The 16,391-nt window shown below is 76.1% G+C and carries 1 protein-coding gene; it reads left to right on the top strand.

The features are described 5' to 3' along the window. The first annotated feature begins 357 nt into the window (after positions 1–357). Positions 358–16,371, top strand: coding sequence for a type I polyketide synthase (locus OG618_RS32935; protein WP_329491263.1), 16,014 nt, complete (start codon positions 358–360; stop codon positions 16,369–16,371). Positions 16,372–16,391 lie beyond the last annotated feature (20 nt).

Here is a 16,391-nt window from a genome sequence, read left to right on the forward strand (position 1 = left end):
TCGACGGGCGGGAGGACGACCTGCGGCGCGCGCTCGCGGACGTCCCGTTCGCCCGCTTCAAGGAGGCCGGCCTCCTGGACACCCTGCTCGCCCTCGTCGAGACCGAGGAGGCCCCCGCACCTGACGCGGCGGCCGAACCGGCCGAGGACGACGCCGACCTGATCGATGCCATGGACGTCGCCGACCTGGTGCAGCGCGCCCTCGGCCGGAACTGACCCGGACGCCCGGCGACCGCCCAGAACCACCCCGAACCGCCCAGAACCACCCCGAACCGCCCAGAACCACCCCGAACCGCCCCGATGACCCGGTACGACCAGCTGACCACTGACAGCGGACTGACACGGAGGACGTAGGAACATGACGACGCCGGACGAGCAGATCGTCAACGCACTTCGTGCCTCGCTGAAGGAGAACGCGCGGCTCCAGCAGGAGAACCAGAAGCTCCTGGAGGCCCCTGCCGAGCCCATCGCCATCGTGTCGATGGCCTGCCGGTACGCGGGCGGGATCCGTACCCCCGAGGACCTCTGGCGGGTCGTCACCGACGGCACCGACGTGTACACCGCGTTCCCCGAGGACCGGGGCTGGGACCTCGAAGGCCTCTACCACCCGGACCCGGACAACCCCGGCACCACCTACGTCCGCGAGGGCGCGTTCCTGCACGACGCCGGCCAGTTCGACGCCGGGTTCTTCGGCATCTCGCCGCGCGAGGCGCTCGCCATGGACCCGCAGCAGCGGCAGCTGCTGGAGGTGTCCTGGGAGGCCCTGGAGCGGGCCGGCATCGCCCCGCACTCCGTCCGGGGCACCGACATCGGGGTGTTCGCCGGCATCGTGCACCAGGACTACGCCCCGGACCTCAGCGGCTACGAGGGCTTCCTCAGCCTGGAGCGGGCCCTGGGCACCGCCGGCGGTGTCGCCTCCGGCCGGGTCGCCTACTCGCTCGGGCTGGAGGGCCCGGCGGTCACCGTCGACACCATGTGCTCCTCGTCGCTGGTCGCCATCCACCTGGCCGCGCAGGCGCTGCGCCGCGGCGAGTGCTCGATGGCGCTGGCCGGCGGTGCGACCGTGATGTCGACCCCGGGCGGCTTCGTGGGCTTCGCCCGCCAGCGCGGCCTGGCCTTCGACGGCCGCTGCAAGTCCTACGCGGCCTGCGCCGACGGCTCCAGCTGGGCCGAGGGCGCCGGTGTCATCCTGCTGGAGAAGCTCTCCCGGGCCAGGGAGCTCGGCCACCGCGTGCTGGCGGTCGTCCGGGGCTCCGCGCTCAACCAGGACGGCGCCTCCAACGGTCTGACCGCGCCCAACGGCCCCGCCCAGCAGCGGGTCATCCGCAAGGCGCTGGACAGCGCCAACCTGTCCACGGGCGACATCGACATGGTCGAGGGCCACGGCACCGGCACCGTCCTCGGCGACCCGATCGAGGCGCAGGCGCTGCTGGCCACGTACGGGCAGGACCGCGTGGACGGCCGGGAACCGCTGCGGCTCGGCTCGGTCAAGTCGGTGATCGGCCACACCCAGGCGGCGTCCGGGGTCGCCGGTGTGATCAACATGGTGCAGGCGCTGCGGCACGGCGTGATGCCGGCCACCCGGCACGTCGACGCGCCCACCCCGCAGGTGGACTGGACGGCGGGCGCCGTCGAGCTGCTGACCGAGACCCGGCCCTGGCCGGAGACCGGGCGGCCGCGCCGGGCCGGGGTCTCCTCCTTCGGCGCCAGCGGCACCAACGCGCACCTGATCCTGGAGCAGGTTCCCGAGGACGAGCCCGCCCAGGCCGGGGCCGCGCCCGACGCCGTGGTGCCGCTGGTGGTCTCGGCGGCCTCCGAGGGGTCCCTGACGGGCCAGGCCGAGCGGCTGGTCTCCTTCCTCGACGCCGCGGAGGGGGTCTCCCTCGCCGGTGTGGCGGGGACGCTGGCCACCCGGCGCGCGGTGCTCGGCGAGCGGGCGGTGCTGGTGGCCGGTTCGCGGGACGAGGCGCTGGCCGGGCTGGCCGCGCTGGCCCGGGGCGAATCCGCCGCCGGGCTGGTGACGGGGAGCGCGACCGGGGCGGGCAAGCTCGTCCTGGTCTTCCCGGGGCAGGGTTCGCAGTGGGTCGGCATGGGCCGTGAACTGCTGGACTCCTCCCCGGTGTTCGCCGCGCGCGTCGCGGAGTGCGCGGCGGCGCTGGAGCGCTGGGTGGACTGGTCGCTGGAGGACGTGCTGCGCGGCGAGGCCCCGGCCGAGCTGCTGGAGCGCGTCGACGTGCTCCAGCCGGCCAGCTTCGCGGTGATGGTCGGTCTGGCCGCCGTCTGGGCGTCCGTGGGCGTGCTGCCGGACGCGGTGGTCGGGCACTCCCAGGGCGAGATCGCGGCGGCCTGCGTGGCCGGTGCGCTGTCGCTGGAGGACGCCGCGCGGATCGTGGCGGTGCGCAGCCAGGTGATCGCGGGCAGCCTCGCCGGGCGCGGCGGGATGGCCTCGGTGGCGCTCTCCGAGACCGACGCCGTCGAGCGGCTGGAGCGCTGGGCGGACCGCGTCGAGGTCGCCGCCGTCAACGGCCCGGCGTCCGTGGTGGTCGCCGGTGACGCCGAGGCCCTCGACGAGGCCCTCGACGCGCTGGAGGACCAGGGCGTGCGGGTGCGGCGGATCGCGGTGGACTACGCCTCCCACTCCCGGCACGTCGAGGCGATCCAGGAGACCCTCGGCGAGGCCTTCGCGGACATCCGCAGCCAGGCCCCGCTGGTCCCGTTCTTCTCCACCGTCACCGGGGAGTGGATCGACGGGGCGGGCGTGCTGGACGGCGGGTACTGGTACCGCAACCTGCGCGGCCAGGTCCGCTTCGGCCCGGCGATCACCGCGCTGCTCGGCGCGGGCCACACCGTCTTCGTCGAGTCCAGCGCCCACCCGGTACTGGTCCAGCCGATCAGCGAGCTGGTGGACGCCGCCGACGCCTCGGCCGTGGTCACCGGTTCGCTGCGGCGGGACGAGGGCGGCCCGCGCCGCCTGCTGACCTCGATGGCCGAACTCTTCGTCCGGGGCGTCGCCGTGGACTGGACCGGCCAGCTGCCGGCCGGGGCCGACACCGCCCTGGTCGACCTGCCGACCTACGCCTTCGACCACCAGCACTACTGGCTCCAGCTGACCGGATCGGCCACTGACGCCGCCTCGCTGGGCCTCACCGGCACCGACCACCCGCTGCTCGGGGCGGTGGTGCGGCTGCCGCAGTCGGACGGGCTGGTCTTCACCTCCCGGCTGTCACTGCGCACCCACCCCTGGCTCGCCGACCACGCCATGCAGGGCGTGGTGATCGTCCCCGGCACCGTCTACGTCGACCTGGCGGTGCGCGCGGGCGACGAGTTCGGCTGCGGCATCCTCGAAGAGCTGGTCATCGAGGCCCCGCTGGTGCTGCCCGAGCAGGGCGGCGTGCGGGTCCAGGTCGCCGTCGGCGGCCCCGGCCCGACCGGCTCCCGCACGGTGGACGTCTACTCGCTGCGCGAGGACGCCGCCGGCGAGGACGGCGACGGCGAGTGGACCAGGCACGCGACCGGTCTGCTCTCGTCCGCCGCCCCGAGCGGCAGCACCACGCCCGCCGTGGACTTCGCCGCCTGGCCGCCGGCCGGCGCCGAGCCCGTGGAGATCGAGGACTTCTACACCGACCTGGTCGTCCGCGGCTACTCCTACGGCCCGGCGTTCCAGGGCCTGCGGGCGGTCTGGCGGCGCGGCGAGGAGCTCTTCGCCGAGGCCGTGCTGCCGCCGGAGCAGCGGGAGCACGCCGACCGGTTCGGGATCCACCCCGCCCTGCTGGACGCCGCCCTGCACACCAACGCGTTCACCAACCCGGAGGACGGCCGCAACGTGCTGCCGTTCGCCTGGAACGGGCTGGTGCTGCACGCGCTGGGCGCCTCCGCGCTGCGGGTGCGGGTCGCCCCCCGGGGTACCGACGCGCTGTCCTTCCAGGCCGCCGACGAGGCCGGCGAGCTGGTCCTGACGATGGACTCGCTGGTCTCGCTGCCGGTCTCCGCCGAGCAGTTGGGCAGCGCGGCCGGCCAGGACGGCCGGGACTCGCTGTTCCGGGTCGAGTGGACCGGGCTGCCCGCGCCCGAGGGCGCCACGGCCGCGCCGGTCTGGGCCCCGCTGTCCGGACCGGAGGACGTGGCCGCGCTGGCCGACCGCGAGAGCGTGCCGGCGGTCGCCGTGCTGGACGCGACCGCGGCCGACGCCGAGGCCGACCCGCTGGAGCTCACCTGCCGGGTGCTGGCCGCGATCCAGGCCTGGACGGCCGCGCCGGGCCTGGCCGAGGCCCGCCTGGTGGTCGCCACCCGGGGCGCCGTCCCGGCCGGCGGCGAGGCCGCGGTGACCGACCCGGCCGGCGCCGCCGTCTGGGGCCTGGTCCGCGCCGCCCAGGCGGAGAACCCGGACCGGATCGTCCTGGTCGACCTCGACCCCGCCGCCGCGGCCGGGGCGGGAGCGGTCCTCGGGGCGGTGCTGGCCTCCGGCGAGCCGCAGGTCGCGGTGCGCGGCACGGCGCTCTCCGCCTCCCGCCTGGTGCGCGCCGACGCAGCCCCGGAGGAGGCCTCTGCCACCGCCTTCGACCCGGACGGCACCGTCCTGGTCACCGGCGGCACCGGCTCGCTCGGCGCCGTGGTCGCCCGCCACCTGGTCACCGAGCACGGCGTCCGGCACCTGGTGCTGGCCGGCCGCCGGGGCCCCGCCGCCGAGGGCGCCGACGAACTGGCCGACGAACTCGCCGGACTCGGCGCCACGGTGTCGGTCGTTGCGAGCGACGTCGCCGACCGGGAGGCGGTGGCCGCGCTGCTGACCGCCGTCCCGGCCGAACACCCGCTGACCGGCCTCGTCCACCTGGCCGGCATCCTGGACGACGGGGTGCTCGGCGCGCTGACGCCGGAGCGGATCGCCGGGGTCTTCGCGCCCAAGGCGACCGCGGTGCGCCACCTGGACGAGCTGACCCGCGAACTCGCCCCGCAGCTGCGGACGTTCGTGGTCTTCTCGTCCGCCGCCGCGCTGCTCGGCTCGGCCGGCCAGGGCAGCTACGCCGCCGCCAACGCCTACCTCGACGCCCTGATGACCCGCCGTCGGGCCGGCGGACTGCCCGGTCTCTCGCTGGCCTGGGGCCTCTGGGAGCAGAGCACCGGCCTGACCGCCCACCTGAGCGAGGTCGACCAGGCCCGGATGAGCCGCGGCGGCGTCCTGGCGCTGACCCCGGCCGAGGGCCTGGCCCACTTCGACACCGGTCTGCGGGCCGAGCAGGCGCTGCTCGTCCCGATCAAGCTCGACCTGCGGGCGCTGCGCTCGGACACCGCGTCCGGCGGCGCCGTCCCGCACATGCTGCGCAGCCTGGTGCGGAGCGGGCGCCGGGTGGCACGGACCGCCGCCGGGGACGGCAGCGGGCTGGTACGCCGCCTGGCGGGGAAGTCCGAGGCCGAGCAGGAGAGCATCCTGCTGGGCATCGTCCAGGCCGAGGCCACCGCGGTGCTCGGCTTCAACGGCCACGAACTGGCCCAGGGCACCCGGGGCTTCAGCGACATCGGCTTCGACTCGCTCACCGCGGTCGAGCTCCGCAACCGGCTGAGCGCCGCGACCGGGGTCAAGCTGCCCGCCACCCTGATCTTCGACTACCCCACGCCGGTGGCGCTCGCCCGCTTCCTGCGCGAGGAGCTCGGCGACACCGCGGCCGGTGCCGCCGCCGCCCCCACCGTGGTCGCGGCCGACCCGGACGAGCCGATCGCCATCGTCGGCATGGCCTGCCGGCTGCCCGGCGGCGTGGTCGACCCCGAGGGCCTGTGGCGCCTGGTGCACGAGGGCCGCGACGGCATGGTGGGCTTCCCGGACAACCGCGGCTGGAACCTCGACGAGCTCTTCGACGACGACGCCGCGAAGCCCGGCACCTCCTACGTCCACAAGGGCGGCTTCCTGCGCGACGCCGGGGAGTTCGACGCCGAGTTCTTCGGGATCTCGCCGCGGGAGGCGCTGGCGATGGACCCGCAGCAGCGGCTGCTGCTGGAGGCCTCGTGGGAGGCGCTGGAGCGGGCCGGCATCAACCCCGGCACGGCGCGGGGCGGCAACATCGGCGTCTTCTCCGGTGTCTCCATCCACGACTACGTCGAGTCGCTGACCAGCATGCCCGCCGAGCTCGAAGGCTTCGTCACCACCGCGACCGCGGGCAGTGTGGCCTCGGGCCGGGTCTCCTACGTGTTCGGCTTCGAGGGCCCGGCGGTCACCGTGGACACGGCCTGCTCGTCGTCGCTGGTGGCGATCCACCTGGCCGCGCAGGCGCTGCGGTCCGGCGAGTGCTCGCTGGCGCTGGCCGGCGGCGTCGCCGTGATGGGCTCGCCGGTCGGCGTCCTCGGCATGTCGCGCCAGCGCGGCCTCGCCGCCGACGGCCGGGTCAAGGCGTTCTCGGCGGGCGCCGACGGCACCATCCTCTCCGAGGGCGTCGGCATCGTGGTCCTGGAGCGGCTCTCCGAGGCCCGGCGCAACGGGCACCAGGTGCTCGCGGTGCTGCGCGGCAGCGCGGTGAACCAGGACGGCGCCTCCAACGGCCTGACCGCGCCCAACGGCCCCTCGCAGCAGCGGGTGATCCGCAAGGCGCTGGCCAACGCGGGCCTGGCCGCCTCGGACATCGACGCGGTGGAGGCGCACGGCACCGGAACGGCGCTGGGCGACCCGATCGAGGCGCAGGCCCTGCTGGCCACCTACGGCCGGGACCGCGACCCGGAGCGGCCGCTCTGGCTCGGCTCGCTGAAGTCCAACATCGGCCACACCCAGGCCGCGGCCGGTGTCGCGGCCGTCATCAAGATGGTGCAGGCGCTGCGGCACGGCGTGCTGCCCTCCACACTGAACGTCAGCGCGCCGACCCCGGAGGTGGACTGGTCCGCCGGTGCGGTCGAGCTGCTGACCGAGGCGCGCGACTGGGCCGCCGGCGGCCGGCCGCGCCGGGCCGGGATCTCCTCCTTCGGGATCAGCGGCACCAACGCGCACCTGATCCTGGAGGAGTCCGCCGAGGTGCCGGCCGTCGAGCCGGCGGCGGGCGACGTGCTGCCGGGCGCCGACGCGGTGCCGCTGGTGGTGTCGGCCGCCTCGACCGGCTCGCTGGCCGGTCAGGCCGCGCGCCTGGCGGCCTTCCTCGACACGGCGGACCGGCCGTCGCTCGCCGCCACGGCGAACGCGCTGCTGTCCCGGCGCGCGCTGCTCTCCGAGCGCGCGGTGCTGGTGGCCGGTTCGACGGAGGAGGCGCTGGCCGGGCTGGGCGCGCTGGCCCGGGGCGAGTCGGCCCCGGCCCTGGTGACCGGCGGTTCGCTCGGCTCGGCCGGTGCGGGCCGGACGGTCCTGGTGTTCCCGGGGCAGGGCTCGCAGTGGGCCGGCATGGGCCGTGAACTGCTGGACACCTCCCCGGTGTTCGCCGAGCGGATCGCGGAGTGCGCCCGGGCGCTGAGCCCCTGGGTGGACTGGTCGCTGGAGGAGGTGCTGCGCGGCGAGGCCCCGGCCGAGCTGCTCGACCGGGTGGACGTGCTCCAGCCGGCCAGCTTCGCCGTGATGGTCGGTCTGGCCGCCGTCTGGGCGTCCGTGGGCGTGCTGCCGGACGCCGTGCTGGGCCACTCCCAGGGTGAGATCGCGGCGGCCTGCGTGGCCGGTGCGCTGTCCCTGGAGGACGCCGCCCGTATCGTCGCGGTGCGCAGCCAGGTGATCGCCGGTCAGCTGGCCGGTCGCGGTGGCATGGCGTCGGTCGCGCTCCCCGAGAGCGAGGCGCTGACTCGCCTGGAGCGCTGGGCGGACCGCGTCGAGGTCGCGGCCGTCAACGGCCCGGCCTCGGTCGTGGTCGCCGGTGACGCCGAGGCCTTGGACGAGGCGCTGGAGGTGCTCGCGGCCGACGGCGTGCGGGTGCGCCGGGTCGCGGTGGACTACGCCTCCCACACCCGCCATGTCGAGGCGATCGAGGAGACCCTCGGCGAGGCCTTCGCGGACATCCGCAGCCAGGCCCCGCTGGTGCCGTTCCTCTCCACCGTCACGGGCGAGTGGATCGACCAGGCGGGCCTGCTGGACGGCGGGTACTGGTACCGCAACCTGCGCGGCCAGGTCCGCTTCGGCCCCGCCGTCGCCGCGCTGCTCGAAGCGGGCCACACGGTGTTCGTCGAGTCCAGCGCCCACCCGGTGCTGGTCCAGCCGATCAACGAGATCGTCGACGAGACCGCGGTCGACGCCCTGGTCACCGGCTCGCTTCGACGGGACGAGGGCGGTCCGCGCCGGCTGTTCCTGTCGATGGCCGAACTCTTCGTCCGCGGCGTGGCCGTGGACTGGAGCGGCGTGCTGCCCACCGGCACCGCCCGCGTCGAGCTGCCGACCTACGCCTTCGACCACCGGCACTACTGGCTGCAGACCGCCCCGGCCACCGACGCGGCCTCGCTCGGCCAGGCCACCGTCGACCACCCGCTGATCGGCGCCGTCGTCCGGCTGCCGCAGTCGGACGGGCTGGCGTTCACCTCCCGGCTGTCGCTGCGCACCCACCCCTGGCTGGCCGACCACGGCGTCGGCGGGGTCGTCCCCGTCCCCGGCGCCGCGCTGGTGGAGCTGGCCGTCCGCGCCGGTGACGAGGTCGGTTGCGGCACCCTCGACGAGCTGGTGATCGAGGCCCCGCTGGTGCTGCCCGAGCACGGCGGCGTCCGGGTCCAGGTCACCGTCGGCGGCCCCGACGGGGCGGGCGCCCGCAGCGTCGACGTCTACGCCGCCCGCGAGGGCGCCGACGACGACACCGGCGCCTGGACCAGGCACGCCACCGGCCGGCTCGCCCCGGCGGCGGCCCGCACCGAGGCGCACGCCGACCTCGTCGTCTGGCCGCCCACCGGCGCCCGGCAGGCGAGTGCCGACGAGCTGTACGACGACCTGCTCCGCCTCGGCTACGCCCTCGGCCCGGCCTTCCAGGGCGTCCGCGGGCTCTGGCGGCGCGGCGAGGAGGTCTTCGCCGAGGTCGCGCTGCCCGAGGACCAGCGTGCCGACGCCGGCCGCTTCGGCATCCACCCGGCGCTGCTGGACGCCGCCCTCCAGTCCGGCCTGCGGCACGCCGCCGTGGCCGACGGGACCGCGGGCGGACCGCGGCTCTGGCAGCCGGCCGAGTGGACCGGCCTGACGCTGCACGCCGCCGGCGCCTCGGCGCTGCGGGTGCGGCTCGCGCCGTCCGACCGGAACGGGCTCTCGCTGGAGGCCGCCGACGAGACCGGCGGCCCGGTCCTGACCCTGGAGGCGCTCGCCTTCCTGCCGGTCTCCGCCGAGCAGCTCTCGTCCGCCGCGGCGGACGCCGGCCCGGACGCCCTCTTCCGGGTGGACTGGACCGACCTGCCCGAGACCCCCGCCGGCGGCGAGACGCTGCCGCCGTGGGTGCCGCTGTTCCACGCGGACGAGGTGCAGATCCTCGCCGACAACGTCACCTCCCCGGTGGTCGCGCTGGTGGAGGCGACCGACCGGCGCGGCGACGCCCTGGCCCTGACCGGCCGGATCCTGGACCTCGTCCAGACCTGGCTGGCCGCACCGAGCCTGGAGGACTCCCGGCTGGTGCTGGTGACCCGGGGCGCGGTGCCGGCCGGCGGCGACGCGGCGGTGACCGACCCGGCGGGCGCCGCCGTCTGGGGCCTGATCCGCGCCGCCCAGGCGGAGAACCCGGACCGGCTCGTCCTGATCGACACCGACACCGCCACCGACCTCACCTCCGGCACCGACGTCGAGCCGCTGCTCACCGCCGTGCTGGGCTCCGGCGAGCCGCAGGTCGCGGTCCGGGCCGGGGTGCTCTCCGCACCGCGGCTGGTCCGCGCGGCCGGTGGCGACGCGACCGGCGCCGAACCGGCCTTCCGCCCGGACGGGACCGTCCTGGTCACCGGTGGCACCGGCTCGCTGGGCGCGCTGCTGGCCCGGCACCTGGTCACCGAGCACGGCGTCCGGCACCTGGTGCTGGCCAGCCGGAGCGGTCTCGGGGCCGAGGGCGCGCCGGAGCTGGTGGCCGAACTGGACGGGCTGGGCGCGGCGGTGACGGTCGCCGCCTGCGACGTCGCCGACCGGGCGGCGGTGGCCGCGCTGCTGGCCGCAGTCCCGGCCGAGCACCCGCTGACCGGCGTCGTGCACACCGCCGGTGTGCTGGACGACGGCGTGATCGGCGCGCTGACGCCCGAGCGGATCGCCGGGGTCTTCGCGCCCAAGGTGACCGCCGTACAGCACCTGCACGAGCTGACCCGCGACCTGGGCCTGACGGCCTTCGCGGTGTTCTCCTCCGCCGCCGGCCTGTTCGGCTCGGCCGGTCAGGGCAACTACGCGGCCGCCAACGCCTACCTGGACGCCCTGATGGCCCGCCGGCGGGCCGACGGGCTGCCCGGTGTCTCGCTGGCCTGGGGCCTGTGGGAGCAGAGCACCGGCCTGACCGCGCACCTGAGCGAGCTGGACCAGGCCCGGATGAGCCGCGGCGGCGTCCTGGCGCTGACCCCGGCCGAGGGCCTGGCCCTGTTCGACGCGGCCCTGCACGCCGACCGGGCCCTGGTCGTGCCGATCAAGCTCGACCTGCGGGCGGCCCGCGCCGACGCGGCCTCCGGCGGCGCCGTCCAGCCGCTGATGCGGGGTCTGGTCCGGGCCGGCCGGCAGGCCGTCCGGGCGGCGGCCGCCCAGCGCAGCGGCGGCGGGCTGGCGGACCGGCTGGCCGGGCTGTCGGCCAGCGAGCAGGAGGCCCTGCTGCTCGACCTGGTCCGCGGCCAGGTGGCGACCGTCCTCGGCCACGCCGGGGCGGACAGCGTCAAGGCGGAGAAGGCCTTCAAGGACGCCGGCTTCGACTCGCTGACCTCCGTCGAACTGCGCAACCGGGTCCGTGAGGCGACCGGCCTCAACCTGCCCACCACCGTGGTCTTCGACTACCCGACCCCGCTCGCCCTGGCCCGCCACCTGCACGGCGCGTTCGGCCACGTGGCCGCCGCGGCCGGGCCGGCGGCGCCGGCCGTCCTGGCCGCCGACCCCGACGAGCCGATCGCGATCGTCGGCATGGCCTGCCGGCTGCCCGGCGGCGTGGCGAGCCCGGAGGACCTCTGGCGGCTGGTCGCCGACGGCAGGGAGGCCCTCTCCCCGTTCCCGGAGGACCGCGGCTGGGACCTGGACGGCCTGTTCGACGCCGACCCCGGCCGGATCGGCACCTCCTACGTCGACCGGGGCGGCTTCCTGCACGAGGCCGGTCTGTTCGACGCCGGGTTCTTCGGGATCTCGCCGCGCGAGGCGCTCGCGATGGACCCGCAGCAGCGGCTGCTGCTGGAGGCGTCCTGGGAGGCGCTGGAGCGGGCGGGCATCGACCCGGCCGCGCTGAAGGGCACCGACGTCGGCGTCTTCTCCGGCGTCATGAGCCAGGGCTACGGGTTCGGCGGCGAGGTGCCGCCGGAGCTGAGCGGCTTCACCGCGACGGGCTCCGCCGGCAGCGTGGCCTCCGGCCGGGTCTCCTACGTGTTCGGCTTCGAGGGCCCGGCGGTCACCGTGGACACGGCGTGCTCGTCGTCGCTGGTGGCGATCCACCTGGCCGCCCAGGCGCTGCGCCAGGGCGAGTGCTCGATGGCGCTGGCCGGCGGCGCGACGGTGCTGGCCAACCCGCACACCTTCGTGGAGTTCTCCCGCCAGCAGGCGCTCTCGCCCGACGGCCGCTGCAAGGCCTTCTCCTCGACGGCGGACGGCACCGGCTGGGCCGAGGGCGCTGGTGTGGTGGTGCTGGAGCGCCTCTCCGAGGCGCGGCGCAAGGGGCACCGGGTGCTCGCGGTGGTCCGCGGGTCGGCGGTGAACCAGGACGGCGCGTCGAACGGTCTGACCGCACCCAACGGGCCCTCGCAGCAGCGGGTGATCCGCAAGGCGCTGGCCAACGCGGGCCTGTCCACCGTCGAGGTGGACGCGGTCGAGGCGCACGGCACCGGCACGGTGCTCGGTGACCCGATCGAGGCGCAGGCGCTGCTGGCCACCTACGGCCAGGACCGGGAGCCGGGGCGTCCGCTCTGGCTCGGGTCCGTGAAGTCCAACCTGGGGCACGCGCAGGCCGCCGCCGGGGTCGCCGGTGTGATCAAGATGGTGGAGGCGCTGCGCCACGGCGTGCTGCCGCCCACCCTGCACGTCGAGGAGCCCTCGACCGAGGTGGACTGGCAGGCCGGCGCGGTCGAGCTGCTGACCGAGGCGCGGGACTGGCCGGAGACCGGCCGCCCCCGGCGTGGCGGGGTGTCCGCCTTCGGCGTCAGCGGGACGAACGCGCACCTGATCCTGGAGCAGGCCCCGGTCGAGGCCGAGGCGGAGGCCGTCGCGGTCGAGGCCGCTCCGGCCGGCGCGGCGCCGCTGGTGCTGTCGGCGAAGAGCGCGGGCTCGCTGGCCGGGCAGGCCGACCGGCTGGCGCCCTTCGTCGAGACCTCCGAGGCCGGGACGGCGGAGATCGCCGCCGCGCTGCTGGCGCAGCGGGCGCTGCTGTCGGAGCGCGCGGTGGTGCTGGCGGGTTCGCCGGAGGAGGCGCTGGCCGGGCTGAGCGCCCTGGCGCGGGGCGAGCACAGCCCCGTCCTGGTGACCGGCACGGTGTCCGACACCGACCGGACCGTGCTGGTGTTCCCGGGGCAGGGGTCGCAGCGGGTCGGGATGGGCCGTGAGCTGGCCGAGCGGTACCCGGTGTTCGCCGAGGCCTTCGACGCGGCCTGCGCGGCGCTGGACGCGCAGTTGGCGGGGTGGACCGACCACCCGGTCAAGGACGTGGTGCTGGGCACGGCCGGATCGCTGGACCAGACCGTCTACACCCAGGCCGGGTTGTTCGCCGTGGAGACGGCGTTGTTCCGGCTGATCGAGTCCTGGGGCGTCCGGCCGGACGCGGTGATGGGCCACTCGATCGGGGAGATCACGGCCGCGCACGTAGCCGGGGTGCTCTCGCTCGGCGACGCGGCGGCGGTGGTCGCCGCACGCGGTCGGCTGATGCAGGCGCTGCCCTCGGGCGGCGCGATGGTGGCGGTGGCAGCCACCGAAGACGAGGTGGCCGAACTCCTCGATGACGGCGTGGACCTGGCGGCGGTGAACGGCCCGTCGTCGGTGGTCCTCTCCGGTGAGGAGGCGGCCGTGCTGAAGGCCGCGGAGCAACTGCGCGAGCAGGGCCGCAAGGTCAAGCAGCTGACCGTCTCGCACGCCTTCCACTCGGCGCTGATGGAACCGATGCTGGCGGAGTTCGCCACCGCCCTGGCCAACGTGTCGTGGGGCGAGCCCAAGCTCGCGGTGATCTCCAACGTCACCGGTCGGGTGGCCGAGCCCGGCCAACTGGCCGACCCCGCCTACTGGGTGGACCATGTGCGCCGCCCGGTCCGGTTCGCCGACGGCATCGCCACGGCGGCCGGTCCCGGTAACGCGGTCTTCGTCGAGCTGGGCCCCGGCGCCGCGCTCAGCAGCGCGGTGGCGGAGTCCGCCGGGGAGGACGCGGTCTGCGTCGCCGCCCTGCGCGACGGCCGCCCCGAGGCGCACACCGTACTGACCGCGGTGGCCGAACTCTTCGTCCGGGGCGTCGCGGTGGACTGGACCGGCCTCCTGCCCACCGGCACCGCCCACCTGGAGCTGCCGACCTACGCCTTCGACCACCGGCACTACTGGCTGCAGACCACCGCCGCCACCGACGCGGTCTCGCTCGGCCAGGTCACGGCCGACCACCCGCTGCTCGGCGCGGTGGTGGAGGTGCCCGAGACGGGCGGGGTGCTCTGCACGTCCCGGCTGTCGCTGCGCACGCACGCCTGGCTCGCCGACCACGCCGTCGGCGGGGTCGTGCTGGTCCCCGGCACCGGCCTGGTGGAGCTGGCCGTTCGGGCCGGCGACGTGGTCGCCGCCGGCGGGCTCGACGAACTGGTCATCGAGGCACCGCTGGTGGTGCCCGAGCACGGCGGAGTCCGGATCCAGGTCGCCGTCGGCGGCCCCGACGAGGACGGCACGCGGACCGTCGCCGTCTACTCGGCCCGCGAGGACGCGGCCGGCGAGATCGGCCCGGACGCCTGGACCCGGCACGCGGCCGGCACCCTGACGGCGGTCCCGGCCGACCGCCCGATGGCGCCCGGCTTCGACACCACCGCCTGGCCGCCGGCCGGCGCGGAGCCCGTGGAGCTCGACGTCGCCGGCTTCTACGAGGACCTCGCCCGGCACGGCTACGCCTACGGCCCGGCGTTCCAGGGCCTCCAGGCCGTCTGGCGGCGCGGTGAGGAGCTCTTCGCCGAGGTCGCCCTGCCGGACGAGCGGCGCGACGAGGCCGCACGCTTCGGCATCCACCCTGCACTGCTCGACGCGGCCCTGCACACCCAGGCGTTCGCCCAGTCCAAGGACGGCCACAACGTCCTGCCGTTCGCCTGGAACGGGCTGGTGCTGCACGCCGCCGGCGCGGGCGCCGTCCGGGTCCGGATCGCCCCGCAGGGGCCGGACAAGCTCGCGCTGACCGCGGTCGACGAGGCCGGCGGCGCCGTCCTGACGGTGGATTCGGTGACCTTCCGGCCGGTGGACGTCGAGCAGTTGGACACCGCGGCGGCCGCGGACGAGGGCCGCGACGCACTGTTCCGCCTGGAGTGGAGCACACTGCCGGCGGCCGCGGCCGCGGCGGCGCCGTCCTGGGTGCCGGTCGCCACCGGCGAGGAGGTGGCCGCGCTGGCCGCCGAGGCCCCGGCCGTCGCCGTCCTGGAGTCCCACGGCGGCGAGGACGCCGACCAGGTGCTCGCCCTGACCGCACAGGCGCTGGACGTCGTCCAGGCCTGGCTGGCCGACGCGGCCTTCGAGGACGCGCGGCTCGTGGTGGTCACCCGGGGCGCGGTGCCGGCCGGCACCGACGCCGACGTCACCGACCCGGCGGGCGCGGCGGTCTGGGGCCTGCTGCGCACCGCGCAGGCCGAGAACCCGGACCGGATCGTCCTGCTCGACCTCGACCCGGAAACCGACGGCTCCTTCACCACCGTGCTCGGCGCCGTCCTGGCCGCCGACGAGCCGCAGGTCGCCGTCCGGGCGGCGGCACTCTCCGTGCCGCGCCTGGTCCGGGCGCAGGCCCGGCCCGCGACGGAGGCACCCGAGGCGTTCCGCCCGGACGGGACCGTCCTGGTCACCGGTGGCACCGGCTCGCTGGGCGCGCTGCTGGCCCGGCACCTGGTCACCGAGCACGGCGTCCGGCACCTGGTGCTGGCCAGCCGGAGCGGTCTCGGGGCCGAGGGCGCGCCGGAGCTGGTGGCCGAACTGGACGGGCTGGGCGCGGCGGTGACGGTCGCCGCCTGCGACGTGACCGACCGGGAGGCGGTGGCCGCGCTGCTGGCCGCCGTCCCGGCCGAGCACCCGCTGACCGGCGTCGTGCACACCGCCGGTGTGCTGGACGACGGCGTGATCGGCGCACTGACGCCCGAGCGGCTGTCCCGCGTGTTCGCCCCGAAGGTGACCGCCGTGAGCCACCTGGACGAGCTCACCCGTGACCTCGACCTGACGACCTTCGCGGTGTTCTCCTCCGCCTCCGGCCTGTTCGGCTCGGCCGGTCAGGGCAACTACGCGGCGGCCAACGCCCACCTCGACGCCCTGGCGCACCGGCGCCGGGCGGCGGGCCTGCCCGGTACGTCCCTCGCCTGGGGCCTCTGGGAGCAGATCAGCGGCATGACCGCCCACCTGGGCGCCGCCGACCAGGCCCGGATGAGCCGCGGCGGGGTCCTGCCGATCGGCCCGGCCGAGGGCATGCGGTTGTTCGACGCGGCGCTGCGGACCGACACGGCACTGGTCGTGCCGATCAAGCTGGACCTGCGGTCGCTGCGGGCCGACGCGGCCGCCGGCCGCACCGCCCAGCCGCTGCTGCGGGGACTGGTGCGCTCCGGGCGGCAGTTGGCCCGGACGGCGGCCGGTGACAGCGGCGGGCTGACCCGCCGGCTCGCCGGCCTGGCCCCGGCGGCGCAGGAGGCCCTGCTGCTGGACCTGGTCCGCGGCCAGGTGGCGACCGTGCTCGGTCACGCCGGGCCCGACCAGGTCGGCCCGGAGACGGCGTTCAAGGACGCCGGCTTCGACTCGCTGACCTCGGTCGAACTGCGGAACCGGCTGCGCGAGGCGACCGGTCTGAAGCTGGCCGCGACGGTGGTCTTCGACTACCCCGCGCCGCTCGCCCTGGCCCGGTACCTGCACGGCGAGCTCGGCACCACCGACGACGCGCTGTCGATGGTGAACGCCAAGATCGAGGACATCGAGTCGCTGATCGCCGGACTGGTGTCCGACGAGTCCAAGAAGGCCGGCATCGTGCTCCGCCTCCAGGGGTTGGTGGCGAGGTTCAACGGGGTCGAGCAGACGGAGGAGTCCACGGTCGCCGAGCAGTTGGAGTCCGCCTCCGCCGATGAGGTCCTCGACTTCATCAACGACGAGCTCGGCATCTCTTGAGCACCACGCCTTCACGGTCT

It is taken from the genome of Kitasatospora sp. NBC_01246 (assembly GCF_036226505.1).
GTDB lineage: Bacteria > Actinomycetota > Actinomycetes > Streptomycetales > Streptomycetaceae > Kitasatospora.